This window comes from Paenibacillus oceani, assembly GCF_014705615.1.
GTDB lineage: Bacteria > Bacillota > Bacilli > Paenibacillales > NBRC-103111 > Paenibacillus_AB > Paenibacillus_AB oceani.
The window spans coordinates 193,359-205,596 of sequence record NZ_JACXJA010000016.1 but is presented as its reverse complement, the minus strand read 5'-3'; the positions used below and the strand labels follow the sequence as shown (position 1 = coordinate 205,596).

Below are 12,238 nucleotides of genomic sequence, written 5' to 3'. Positions count from 1 at the left end.
CCGCAGATGCGGCTATACGATGCGTTATTTCTCTACGGAAACGCGCGTCATTCCGGAGCGCAATGAGAATCACAAGGTATGGCTTGCCCGGGGACGGGATGTAGCAGGAAGCCGTTTCGAGAACGTATAGACGCCTGTTAAAGGAAAGGAATGATCCGATGAAGCGGGAGAGCGGCACTCAGCCAAGGCGGCTGTTGAATGAGCAGTATATGGAGCTTAACCGGTCGTTCAACATCTTTGTACAACAGCTGACGAAGCCGTCTCCGCTTCATTGGCACGAATTTTACGAAATGTGCGTCATCACGGAAGGAACAGGAACGAACATCTTGAACGGAGTCTCCCATCCGCTGGAGAGAGGCAGTCTTTTCCTGCTAACCCCGGCGGATTTTCACGAAGTTTATCCCGATTCCGTCCTGCATATCTATAACGTAATCTTTTCGGAAGATATGCTGGTCGGCGAGCTGCGCGAATTGCTGCTGTACGGCAATACCAGCCGGATGATCCGTCTGGACCACGATGTACTGCTGCGGGTGGAGCAGGAATACAGGGTTATCGACCGGGAGGTGCGGGAGCCGAAGATCGCCCAGCGGCTGATGGTCAAAGGGGCGCTGGAACGCATCCTGATCGAACTGCTGCGCCAGCGGGAGATCAGCCCGGCCGATCGGGGCTTCATCGGCGCCGAGGCTACGACATCGGGGCACGCCGCGGTAGCGAACGCCCTTCCCTTTATTCATCATCACTTCCGGGAACCGCTGCGATTGCAGGATGCCGCCAGAGAAGCCAATCTCGCGCCCGGTTACTTCAGCACATGCTTCCGGCAGACGACCGGCCATACGTTCCAGCACTACCTGCAGAACTTGCGGCTCGAATTCGGGGCTGCCCTGCTCCTTGCTTCGGACCGGCCGGTAACCGATATTTGCTACGCTTCCGGCTTTCGCACCTTGACCCACTTCGAACGGGTGTTCCGCAGCAAATACGGCTGCTCCCCCCGCCAATATCAGCAGCAGGAGCGGCGGGAGACGAAGGCACAGGGGCCGCGTCAGCCTTAACTGGCGTTTCTTTGGGATGCCCGGGGCAAAACATGAGAATTCGAGGTTCCTGATGAGGCTGACTATTACTTATGAGAATCATATTCCGATCAACGCCTTCCGCTGGACGCCGAGCCCAGAGCTGGAGCCGCTTCATTACCACTCCAGCCTGGAAATCGGCCTCTGTATTTCCGGCAGCGGTTTTTTTTATTTCGGCGAGAAGCGGTACCGGGTCGCTGCCGGCGATATTTTCATTGTAAATAACAGGGAACTTCATATTGCCCAATCGGCTGAATGCGACCCCAGTACGTACATCTTTATCAATTTCGATCCGCGGCTGCTACTGGGTGAGGAAGAATCGCTGCTTCTGCCCTTCGCCTACAGCTCCGATCATTTCGACAATCGCATGACTTCCGCCTCTCCCCTGTCTGCACCGATCGGGGCATTAATTGAGAAAGTATGGTACGAACTCGACGCCAAACAGGACGGCTATTTAAGCATGGCCAAAAGCGCTCTGCTGGAGCTGTGCGTGCTGCTGCTGCGCCATTATTCGACCGGCATGTCAAAGCTCGAATGGAAACGGATGAGCGACTCGTTCCGGCGGATGCGGCCGGCTTTGGCTATCCTTGAAGAGCGTTTCCGAGAACCGCTCGAGTTGACGGACATGGCGGATGCCCTTCACATAAGCCCCTCCCGGGCCAGCCATCTGTTTCAACAGGAGCTTGGCCGCAGCTTTAAAGATTACTTGCTGCAGCTGCGGATTAACGAAGCGAAGCGGCTGCTGATCAGTACGAACCTGAGCGCCGCAGACGTTTGTTTTGAAAGCGGCTTTCAGAGCATCCCTTCCTTCTATCGTCTTTTCAAATCGATCGCGGGAATTTCTCCGTTAGATTACCGCAGTAAATTTTCCGTTTGCGCAATTATTGAGAATACCCGACAATAGCTGAGTAGAAGTCTCACTCGTGCCGCAACTATAATGATCCTACAACAACATCATTTTATGGAGGGTTCGGATATGGCGGGTTGGACATCGCTCGATGAGCTGGTACAAAAGGAAGTCGTGCAAAGACAGGAGGAAGGCTGCAATGTGGACGGCTATGCCGAGAAGGTCGCGGCGGCAGGAACCGATGAAGCGTTACTGATGGCGCTCTACAACGAATTGGCAGCGCTTCCGATTCGAAGCGATTTCCCGTTCGAGGAGCCATCGGAGCTGGCGGATATACGTGCTCTGCGGCCTGACGGTCCGCGCCTGTTGAACGATTCGATGGATGAAGCGCAGTGGCAGGACAAATTTTATGGCGCCTGGCTCGGCCGCAGCGCCGGCTGCGCACTGGGCAAGCCGCTCGAGGCATGGCCCTACATGGCAGGAACGGAGAACAATCCGGGATGGCGCAACGTCCAGCTGTGGTTCGAAGGCGCTGACGCCTGGCCGATTCAGGGCTACACCCCGATCGCATCCCGCGCAGAGAAGGAGCATGGTTTAGCGATTGCCCCTGCCAGCGTGAAAAGCACGCGGGAACGCATCGCATTCATGGAAACGGACGACGATATCCGCTATACCGTCCTCGGACTGGTTATGCTGGAGGAGAAAGGGCTTGAATTCGACTCGTTCGACATCGGGAAATTATGGCACAGACGGCTCGCCTACAGACAGGTTTGTACGGCAGAGACACAAGCTTATTTGAACTTCATGCAGGCGACCTCTCATCAGAAGGGACAACGGCCGGACGATTGGAATTCCCGCATAGATTGGGTGCGCACGTATTTGAATCCTTACCGGGAATGGATCGGAGCGCAAATTCGCGCCGACGGTTTCGCCTACGGCGCAGCCGGCAACCCTGAACTTGCAGCCGATCTTGCTTGGCGCGACGCTTCTTTTTCCCATGTGAAGAACGGCATCTACGGGGAAATGTTCTGTGCGGCCATGATCGCAGCCGCTTTCGTCGAAAGCGATCCGGAGCGGATCGTACGCATAGGATTGAGCGAAATCCCGCGCAATTGCCGACTTGCGCACGATATCGAGCTTGCGATCACGATCGCCAAAGAAGCCAAAGACCAGGTAGAGCTTGTCGACCGGATCTGGGAGTCGTTCAAGCACTACCACCCTGTCCATACGAACAACAACGCGGCTCTTGTCGCCGCCTCGATCATTTTCGCCAAAGGCGATTTCACTACTGCGATCGCGACTTCCGTGCTTGGCGGCTGGGATACCGACTGCAATGGCGCAACTGTGGGTTCCATTATGGGTGCCTCGCTAGGCGCAAACAATCTGCCTGCAAACTGGACGCAACCGCTGAACGATACGTTATACGCGGAATTGATCGGATTCCACCCCATCTCGATCTCGGAATGCGCCAAACGCACTTATGATGTGTTTCGGAGCATCCGCACTTCCTTGACTCCAAGCGGCGCGTAATTCCGGGGCGGAAGATCGGCTTCAGCTCGCCACTCTTTGCTGAATCTGACAAATCTGCTCCGACGAAAAACCCAATTCCTTAAATACCAAGAGTCAAGCTGTCCTACGCAAATAGAACGATCCGGCTGTCCGGCAGCCTGATCGTTCTTCCTTTGTTCTACCGCTTGATGCCCGGTTCCGCCGGAGGCTGCTTCAGGCTCACTTTCTCTACGCGACCTTCCACAAACTGGCCGCCGGCTTGAAGCACATAGCGAATTTGCGCCGCCGGAACGTCGCGCACATCGCCGGCATTCCTCCATAGTGCCAATGCCGCCGCCGTCCCCGACGCTTCCCCGATAGCGCTAACACCGGACATGACGCGGTACGAGCTGTGCGCTTCATGGGAGCCGCTGATGCAGCGTGAGCTCAGCAGCAAATTGGTCCAGCCTTTTGCGATCAGCGAACGATACGGGATATGGTAATAACCGGGGCCGCCGATTTTCACGAGCTTGGCGCCGCCGCCGAGCGGATCATGAATATCCAAACTGTACGCGCAAGCGGCGACCATATCGTCGAAAGCGCGCCCCGACAAACAATCGTCGGCCGTCAGCATATAATCTCCGACGACACGCCGCCCTTCGCGGACGCCCAGCTTCGGCGCGATAAATTCGACCTGCGCTTGAGCAAACGCCGGGTGGCGCTTGACGGCTTCGGCCAGTTGAACCGCTTGCTCGGTTCCTTCCCGCATCCCTGCGGAAACCGATTCCGCATCCGTCGGGTCGATATTGGTCACGGCCGTCGAATTGAACAAAATGCCCCGTCCGTCCGGATACGGAAAGCACAGTACGCTCGGGCGCGGATTGTTCGTTCCCCCGGCTTCCTTCATTTGCTGGTAATACACCGTCAACTCTTTTCTTAACGAATGGATGCCGCCCCATGTCGTGATACGCGGGTTGAAGAGCTTGGCAGGATCGAAGCCGACCATCTTGAACGTCACGGTAGCTGTCTGCATTTTCCCGTCCTCTTCGCGTCCCATCTGGCATTCGGCGCCTGCCAGGGCGCTCAGGTTGCCGTCGGCCGTCGCATCGAGAAACACGCGTCCGCCTACCCGAGATGTCTCCCCGTTAACCGACTCCGCCGATAACGAGACGATCGAGCCGTCTTTCGATTCGACACCCGTCACTTTGTGCCCTGTCCGAACCGTTATGCCCGGCTCCGCCTCCAGCAATGCCTGGTAGGAAGCCTTCAACTGCTTCTCGTCGTAGGTGGGGACGGTCTCCTCCACTTCGAACAAGCCCTTGCCGTGTGTATACGCTTGCGGAAACAGCTCACGGTGGATTCCGTTATTGATCGGCCGTCCGTTGTTGTCCCTGAACGCACAGATCAGCGAGACGGCGGAATGCACGCCCGTTCCGCCGATCTCCGCCATCTCCTCCAGCAGCAGCACGCTGCGCCGCAGCCGGGCCGCCGCGAGAGCGGCGCATATGCCGCCCACTCCCGCTCCGACGATGACAATATCGTATTGCTCCTGTTTATGGGTCATGTCGTTGGTCATGTCGTTCCCTCTCCCTCTTCCGCTTTTGACGACCAGGTCCGATTCGTTTACTTTTTAGCCGCTTTGTCAGCCTCAATCTGTTTATTGATATCGTCCTCCGACTCGCGAAGCGCCGTATTGACGTCCTTGCCGTCCACAGCGATACCGCGTATGCCTTTCTGGACCATCGTCGTTTTGGCTATCGTATCATAAATCGTCGAAGGCGCGGGCATGGCGACCGTATCCATGAAGAACGCTTTTAAGTTTTTGTCCTTCAAGCCTTCGATTCCGGTCCCGAATTCGTTCTTCGCCTTCTCGTCCTTCACGATCGGAAGCCGTCCCCGCTTGGACATCATCTGCTGCACTTCGTCGGACATCATATACGCAATCACTTGAAACGCCTGATCTTTATATTTACTCGTCGGCGGGATCGCATAATACGGCGCATTAAACTGGGAGCCTTTTCCCTCATATCCCTGGAAAACCGGAAGCGATACGACGTCCCAATCGAAGCCTCCCCTTCCGACGGCGGCCGGCAGCTCGCTCATGAAATTCGGTCCTGTCCGCATGGCCAGCGTCTGCTCCTTGATGAACTCGTCCTTCTCGCTGACCTTCGTATTCAGCGTATTGCCGGGAATCGCATGAAAGGCCGTCATCGTAGTCAGCCAACGTTTCCAGCCGTCGTTATGAATCGAAGCCCTCAACGTAACCGGATCAATAAACGGAAGTCCGAGCTGGTTTTTGAACACCAGATTCGTTTCCTCGAAGCGGAAGCCTTTGTACTGAACGCCTCCGTCCATACGCGTCACCTGTCTGGCCACATCGAGCAGGCTTTCCCAAGTCATGCCGTCCTTCGGATACGCGACCCCGAATTTGTCGAAGATGGTCTTGTTATAAAATAAAGCGTTGTTATTCAACTCGAACGGCATCAGAATGAGCTTGCCGTCATTGTCCGAGAAAGCGCGGATATTGTCCTCTACTCCGGGCGCGAGGCGCGTCAGATCAAAGCCGTGTTTCTGGATCAGCGGGGTCAAGTCGGAGACGAGCTGCATCTCTTTCAGCTGTGTGACGCCGCCGAGCGAATAGGAGATCAGATCCGGCACTTGACCGGCTCCGACCATATCCTCGATTTGAGCCTTTCCCTTGCCTAACGTCGTGTTTAGTTTGATATGGGGATATTTTTTCGCAACCAGCTCGGCAATCGTATCCGCCAAAACCGATGCATTCCCTTCTGTATAAAAGTTCAACGTAACCGGCTCGGCGGACGGTTCGCCCTTGTTTGACGAAACGTCGCTATTCGGCGAGGAAGCTCCCGGCTTACTTTCTCCGGAGCAGCCCGCCGCCGTGACGACAACCAGTACCGCAGCAAAAAAACGCAATCCGCGACTAAACATTGTAATCCCCCTATGAAATCGTTTTCCAATTCGTATCTTTCGTTGGGCCCCGCGCGGTTTACCCTCTTTACTATGCCCGATTCCGATAGGGATAGCTATACAACTTTTCGCGATTAAGTTATGTTTTTTTGCGATTCCGGTAAAACGCTTAACCGAGTCGTGCTACAATAAAGCCATACAATAGCAGCAGCCGAAGGAGGCAGCCATTGATGGAGCCCATGAAAAAAAAAGAAGATTTTGAAGGAACGCGTTTTCCGTTCAAAGCTTCCATTCAGCATAGAGCGCCTTATCTGGTAATCGCCCATTGGCATGAGCATCTCGAATTTATACGGGTATCGCGGGGCTCCGTTACCGTCCGGATTGACAGGGAAACGTTCGAAGCGCAAGCCGGCGATATCTTTTTTTTCAACAGCAACCAGATCCATTCCGTTACGACCGAAGTGGATGCGAACGGGAACGGCAAGGGCGAAATCCAAGGAATGGTGTTCGATAAGTCGCTGCTGCTCCTTGCCGCGGACAATCCGGCAATCCGCCAGGCGCTCTCCTTGTTCGGCGGCTCCAACGTGATCCGCAATCACTATGACACCAAGCATCCGCTATGGGCGGAGCTGGCCGAGGCGATGGAGAAGGCGTACGACGAATATACCAAGCAGGAGCTTGCCTACGAATACGGCATTTTGTCCTGCATTTACCGGGTGATGGCGCCGCTGCTCCGGCTGCACCAGCACGAACCGCGGAACGGCGATGCCGAGAAGCATGCCGCCTCTTTCCGCAGGCTGCAGCCGGCGATCGATTATATGGAACACCATTATGCCGGCAAAGTGCAAATGGAGCGAGTCAGCCAAACCGTCAATTTAAGCCCGTACCATTTCTCCAGCTTGTTCAAAAAAGTGTTCGGCCTTCCCCCCATCCGCTACTTGACCCGGATTCGCATCGAACAAGCGAAACGGATGCTGCTCGATTCGGACATACCGGTCACCGATGTCGCCGAAAAAAGCGGGTTTTGCAACATCAACTATTTCGACAAAGTATTCAAGGAACAAACCGGTTTCACGCCGATGGAATACCGGAAACGGTTCGTTCCCGCGTTGTGATTTAGTTGGGTTGGGGTGATGTGCGGGCTGCGGAGGCATTTTTTCCGAGGGAGGGCTGCCATCCTTCGTGCAGTGATCGCCTCACAACTTTTCGGCTAGGAGGGTAAACGTTTTGGGGATGCCTTTATCGAAGTCGTCTGAAGATTGGTTAGGCAGCTCTTCCAGAAGTCTAATCGTTAGATTGCTGCTTGCTATGGAGGTAATAATCTCCCCGAGAGTCCATCTGCGCAAAAGTACTTTTCGCACATTCGCATTGCAGTCATCTCCGAATTTCGAAAAGGAAATTACTTTTTCTTCAATCGAAGCATCAAAATAATCGCCTGTTACCTTATGCTTGCGTGTATTGGCCGTTGAGCCTTTGGACGTTATAAGCTTTGTTGTCACCGGGTGGAAATCTTGTAGAACAAGCAGTCCTCCCGGGCGCAGAAGGGTGCTCACCACATGGAACAGAACATTCAAATCCGTAAAGTAATGGAGAATCCCATGTTCCATATAAACCATATCGAAGCTGCCCCTCGGCACATCGGCCGGAAGCTGCAGGACGTCGGATACTACGTAACGTATAGGAGCGTCAGCAGCTTCAGCCAGCTCCAATGCATATTTTTCGTTCTCGGTAGAGAAATCGACAACAGTGACGATTGCGCCCAGTAGCGCTAAAGCGACGGCCTTAGTTCCGTTCGACCCAAGCAAATTCGCGATTTTTTTATCTTTGACATCACCAGTATAGTCAAGGGCTTTTCCGATTCTTTTTGCCGGGTCGCGTTTGATCCTCACTGCGGCTTCGGAAGGGGTACCGAACCGGTTGGTCCATGCCCGGTAAGCCCCGCTATTCCATGATTGCTTATTCTGATCAGAAGGTTCCAGACCAATCACCACCGATGGTTTTGTTCATTTTTTCCATTCGGACAGATACTTCCTGTCTAACAGTATGGACGCTATAGGAGATGCTATATGGTATGCATAACACGAGGAGACTTGGCGCTGTCACGCGTAATGAGCCTTCAGGAATTTGATCCATCGGCTGCGGAATTCCGGCTCCGAGCATCGGAGCGCGTCCTCGAAATCAGCCGGCGTTCGGATGAGCCGATTCAATCCTTCCTCTCCGTAATCCCGCAATATATATTCCGCCAGAGTATACGCGTATTGAAACCCTTTTTTCCGCTCGAAATCCCAGGAATCATCCTCCAAGTCTTCGAATGTCGGCACCTCGTCGCATTCGACCGTCTTGCGGATGGAGCGGCGAATATGTTCCTTTGTCATTAACCCGGCTTCATATCCGCCCAGTCCTTGATACAGCCATTTCGGCGAAATGGGGTTCACCTGTTTCACCAGGAGGATCGTGAACAGATGAACGGCGGATTGCAGCACCGATCTGTACGTATGAGCGGGACCGGGATTCAACGGCGATACGATCTTAATCGTCGTGCCGTCTATGACGCCCATGAACCAGTCCGGAGCGTCCGGTTCGCCGACCGCCCGGTGGAAGGCAGCAAGATCGGGATATATCTGGATCGTCAGCTTCTCGGCCGGTTGATGCCGAAGACGAGCGGTGACCCGTTCGACGCCGCTTCCGAGCCCGCCGAGCAGATCCTCCCGGACTTGCGCGGCGTGTGCGGGAGCCGGGCGATCCATGAACAAAAAGTTTTGAAAAAGCGGTATGCTGGCGGGCCCCTCCTCAAGGTCGGCCAAATCGGTGCGTAATTTTGCAAGCGCCCGATACAGCCGATTTTTGGTCGTGCTCCGCTTTAGCCCAACGATCTCCGAAATTTCTTTCAGCGTACACCCGATATCATAGTGGAGCGCGAGAATTTCACGGTCCGTATCGTTCAGTTTCCGAATCGCAGAGCCGACATCGATCCGAATCTCTACGTTGTTCGCGAATTCACAAGATACGAAACGGTTTTCGAGCCGGTCCAGATCGGTATATTGTTCGCGCTTGCGGCTCTTACTGCGGTATTCGTTCTTGAGCGTATTGCTGGCGATGCGCCATAACCACGTAAAAGGACTGGCGTGATTGCGAAAGGCGTGCCTGTTTTCCAAAGCTTTGACGAAGGTCGTCTGGGTCAGATCTTCCGCCGTCTGCTTGTCGACTTTCAGCTGTAAATACTTACGAAGCCTATAGTGATACCTAATATAGAGGTCTTCCATTCGGTCGGCGGATGCAGGCATGCGGTTAACCTCCTTATGACGTCACATCCCATTAGACACCAGAAAACGTGAAATAGCCACATCGGATCAAAAAAAAGCGAGAAGCTAGGTATCGTGCGTGGGTTCTACCACGAAATAAAAGTCTTTGGTACCCGCTATTTTCGGCATTTGGGGACAGCATCGACGAATAGAGGCGGTTAGTACCCCTTATTTCCTCCAACTGATGAGGGTGTCGCCTTTTCGCGGATATTAGCAGCTCCAAAACGCTTTTATTCCCTCATTCAGGCGGGTTTTCGGCAAAATAACGGATACAAACCGCTCTTATCCGGTTCCTTTCCCGCTTGAAGCAGGGCAGAAGCTCCCAACGGCCACCTGTGATGGGCGGCTTCGCCCCTTGCCGGCTCGATAAGAAAAGCCCCTCCTTTTCTGCTCCAGTGCGGCGAACAACTTAAAGCCGATAAAAAAAGCCGCCATTTGGCGGCAAAAGATTATATTCGTGATTAATGAAAGCAAGCGCGAGCGCAAAGTATCTCTGAGGACAGCTTCTACGACTCATTCCTGCGACTTGCGGGAACACCTTAACGGGCGACGCTCCGCCAATCCCCGCCCATCCCGATATACCCTTCGACGAGCGGCTTGATCTCCGGCGCGCTTGAGTCGATAAACCGTCTCGCCGATTCGGTCAGCGGCCATACTTGCTCGGGCTTGTAGCTTATCTTGCGGAAGCTCATTCCGCAGCTTAGCCGCGTTTCCGTCCCCAGGTGCGGGTATACCCCGTGGTACGTCCGCTCCGCGAACAAGATCATATCGCCCGGTTCGGCGATTACCGGCATCGCGCCGGGCACATCGTCCATCCTTGTATGAGGCGCCGGCGCGTCCCCTTTTCGGTAAAACGACTTGTTGTGCTTCGTAAAAGCAAAGCCTTCGGGCGCGTTCCAATCTTCCGTATGGGAGTCCGGAATGATCGCCAATCCTCCCCTCACATCGTCAATGCCATTCAAGTAAAACCACATGGAGTTGGCGCCGGAATTGTTCAAAACCGCATTGGTATCGTACGGATGCTCCAGCGGCCCCCAGTCCGTGTGCCAGGCCATCGGGCCGCAGCCCGCTTTTTTGTAAATCGCGGCGGAACGGTTCAATGTGATCGGTTCATCGTCGTTCAGGGCCCGAGCGATCTGCATGTACGGCTCATAAGCCATCAAAGACGCGTAAACGGGAGAACATTCGATGAATTGAGTATGCGTATACGTAATAACGCCGGATGACTGTATGACGGGCTCGAGCACGCGGCGCACTTCCGCTTTCAGCATCTCCACCATAGCCGGGGGCAGCATCCCTTTTACAATCGCAAAACCATGCTGCTTGTTGCATTCCACAATGTTCCGCACCTCGTTCTTGTCGAATTCGAAGCGGTACGGCAATGTCGCATGTGCTGGCATCCGAATAACCCTCCTTTTTGTCCAACCGCTGACCTTGCTCATCCGGTCACCGATCGTGATTTCATCTTACTGACCATCCCTAACGCAAACAATGGCGGCAGCGTCTATTTTATTCCCAAAAACGGCTATTTCGTCAGGAGTGTATTGAACGGCGGCTGACCGGGTCCTATACTGGAACCGAGAAGGCACTATACGAAAGGAGCTGTGGCTGTGGACATTATTCTGTCCGTCGAGGCGATCCGGAACCACCATCTGCCTAGCGCCGAAACGGGGGTTTCGCTCGTTCCGTGGACGCTGCCGACCATTCCGGAAATACCGCATTGGCACGATACGCTGGAGATTTGCTACTGTCTTTCCGGCAAAGGGGTGTTTTATTTCAAAAACCGGGAATACGACATCGAGCCCGGCGATTTGGTCATCGTCAACAACGTCGAGCGTCATACGTCCAAATCGTACAGGGGTCGCACCTGCTCGAATTTGTTTTTATTTTTCCAGGCATCGACGATCGAGCAGCTGGACTTCCATCTGCTCCGCCCGTTCATCTATGACCGCGAGCGGTTTACGCATCGGATCCCCGGGCAGCTCCCGATCGCTCAAGAGATCGGCAAACTGATACAACAGATGCAGGAGGAGCTGGCGGAGCGCCGTCCGGCCTACGGCACGCTGGTCAAAAGCTTGCTGTTTCACATATGCTCGCTGCTGGCGCGTCATTACGATGCCGAGACAGATGGGACATGGAAGCCGTTTTATTCCAAATATGCAACCGTACGAGCCGGTCTTGCCTATATTCAATCCCATTATCGCGAGAGCATCCATCTGGAGGACGTCGCCAGAGCGATGTCGCTCAGCCCGTCGCGGGCCCGTCATCTGATTGCGGAGGTGATGGGGGAAAGGTTCAAAACGTACCTGCTTCATTTGCGTGTGCAAGCGGCTCAGCGGCTGCTGGTGCAGACGGATATGCCGATCGAGGACATTTGCGAGCAATGCGGGTTTCAGAGCGCCTCTTCCTTTTATCGGGAATTCCGGAAACTGGTGAACGAGACGCCGTTGTCGTACAAAAAACGGTTCTCCCCGGCAGGCCGCGATACATAACCGTCGGTTCGGACAAAGCGGGTTGAGCGGAAATTGCTGCGAAGGCCCCTTCAGAGAACAAGACAAAGCCGCCCGGAAGAGGGCGGAATACCCGAAGGTGTTCCGCTGCCCTTA

Annotated in this window: 10 protein-coding genes; 5 read left to right on the top strand and 5 right to left on the bottom strand. The window is 54.5% G+C overall.

From position 1 onward, the window contains the following. Positions 1 to 158 precede the first annotated feature (158 nt). From IDH45_RS14155 to IDH45_RS14145, 3 genes are all read left to right on the top strand, one after another. Positions 159 to 1,049, top strand: a complete 891-nt coding sequence (locus tag IDH45_RS14155; protein ID WP_190928645.1) for an AraC family transcriptional regulator — start codon at positions 159 to 161, stop codon at positions 1,047 to 1,049. 52 nt (positions 1,050 to 1,101) lie between these two features. After that, complete coding sequence (locus tag IDH45_RS14150) at positions 1,102 to 1,971, top strand: AraC family transcriptional regulator (protein ID WP_190928643.1); 870 nt, start codon at positions 1,102 to 1,104, stop codon at positions 1,969 to 1,971. Between the two features lie 72 nt (positions 1,972 to 2,043). Continuing rightward, positions 2,044 to 3,444 (top strand): ADP-ribosylglycohydrolase family protein, encoded by a 1,401-nt coding sequence (locus tag IDH45_RS14145; protein ID WP_190928641.1) that lies wholly within the window; start codon positions 2,044 to 2,046, stop codon positions 3,442 to 3,444. 157 nt (positions 3,445 to 3,601) lie between these two features. Here the strand turns inward: IDH45_RS14145 and IDH45_RS14140 are convergent, their stop codons facing one another. After that, positions 3,602 to 4,978 carry an FAD-dependent oxidoreductase gene (locus tag IDH45_RS14140; RefSeq protein ID WP_190928639.1) on the bottom strand — a complete coding sequence of 459 codons (1,377 nt, stop codon included), beginning with the start codon at positions 4,976 to 4,978 and terminating at the stop codon, positions 3,602 to 3,604. A gap of 47 nt (positions 4,979 to 5,025) precedes the next feature. Continuing rightward, positions 5,026 to 6,351: an ABC transporter substrate-binding protein gene (locus IDH45_RS14135; protein ID WP_190928637.1), complete on the bottom strand. Its 1,326-nt coding sequence runs from the start codon at positions 6,349 to 6,351 to the stop codon at positions 5,026 to 5,028. A 209-nt stretch (positions 6,352 to 6,560) separates the two neighbouring features. Here IDH45_RS14135 and IDH45_RS14130 point away from each other — a divergent pair, with 209 nt between their 5' ends. After that, positions 6,561 to 7,445, top strand: a complete 885-nt coding sequence (locus IDH45_RS14130; protein WP_190928635.1) for an AraC family transcriptional regulator — start codon at positions 6,561 to 6,563, stop codon at positions 7,443 to 7,445. 81 nt (positions 7,446 to 7,526) lie between these two features. Here the strand turns inward: IDH45_RS14130 and IDH45_RS14125 are convergent, their stop codons facing one another. The 3 genes from IDH45_RS14125 to IDH45_RS14115 all read right to left on the bottom strand — a co-directional run bounded on the left by IDH45_RS14125 (position 7,527) and on the right by IDH45_RS14115 (position 11,032). Then, on the bottom strand, positions 7,527 to 8,315 hold the full coding sequence (locus IDH45_RS14125) for a class I SAM-dependent methyltransferase (RefSeq protein WP_397327060.1): 789 nt from the start codon (positions 8,313 to 8,315) through the stop codon (positions 7,527 to 7,529). Positions 8,316 to 8,429: 114 nt separating this feature from the next. After that, the gene (locus IDH45_RS14120) at positions 8,430 to 9,614 is read right to left on the bottom strand and encodes an RNA polymerase sigma factor (protein ID WP_190928633.1); all 1,185 of its coding nucleotides are present in this window, start codon (positions 9,612 to 9,614) and stop codon (positions 8,430 to 8,432) included. A 557-nt stretch (positions 9,615 to 10,171) separates the two neighbouring features. After that, positions 10,172 to 11,032, bottom strand: a complete 861-nt coding sequence (locus IDH45_RS14115) for a phytanoyl-CoA dioxygenase family protein (protein WP_190928631.1) — start codon at positions 11,030 to 11,032, stop codon at positions 10,172 to 10,174. A gap of 210 nt (positions 11,033 to 11,242) precedes the next feature. Here IDH45_RS14115 and IDH45_RS14110 point away from each other — a divergent pair, with 210 nt between their 5' ends. Next, positions 11,243 to 12,124 (top strand): helix-turn-helix domain-containing protein, encoded by an 882-nt coding sequence (locus IDH45_RS14110; RefSeq protein WP_190928629.1) that lies wholly within the window; start codon positions 11,243 to 11,245, stop codon positions 12,122 to 12,124. Positions 12,125 to 12,238: the final 114 nt, after the last annotated feature.

What these genes read in the sequence shown, in the direction of transcription:
- IDH45_RS14155 (WP_190928645.1), top strand. Translation starts at nt 159, where the DNA reads ATGAAGCGGGAGAGCGGCACTCAGCCAAGGCGGCTGTTGAATGAGCAG.
- IDH45_RS14150 (WP_190928643.1), top strand. Translation starts at nt 1,102, where the DNA reads ATGAGGCTGACTATTACTTATGAGAATCATATTCCGATCAACGCCTTC.
- IDH45_RS14145 (WP_190928641.1), top strand. Translation starts at nt 2,044, where the DNA reads ATGGCGGGTTGGACATCGCTCGATGAGCTGGTACAAAAGGAAGTCGTG.
- IDH45_RS14140 (WP_190928639.1), bottom strand. Translation starts at nt 4,978, where the DNA reads ATGACCAACGACATGACCCATAAACAGGAGCAATACGATATTGTCATC.
- IDH45_RS14135 (WP_190928637.1), bottom strand. Translation starts at nt 6,351, where the DNA reads ATGTTTAGTCGCGGATTGCGTTTTTTTGCTGCGGTACTGGTTGTCGTC.
- IDH45_RS14130 (WP_190928635.1), top strand. Translation starts at nt 6,561, where the DNA reads ATGGAGCCCATGAAAAAAAAAGAAGATTTTGAAGGAACGCGTTTTCCG.
- IDH45_RS14120 (WP_190928633.1), bottom strand. Translation starts at nt 9,614, where the DNA reads ATGCCTGCATCCGCCGACCGAATGGAAGACCTCTATATTAGGTATCAC.
- IDH45_RS14115 (WP_190928631.1), bottom strand. Translation starts at nt 11,032, where the DNA reads ATGCCAGCACATGCGACATTGCCGTACCGCTTCGAATTCGACAAGAAC.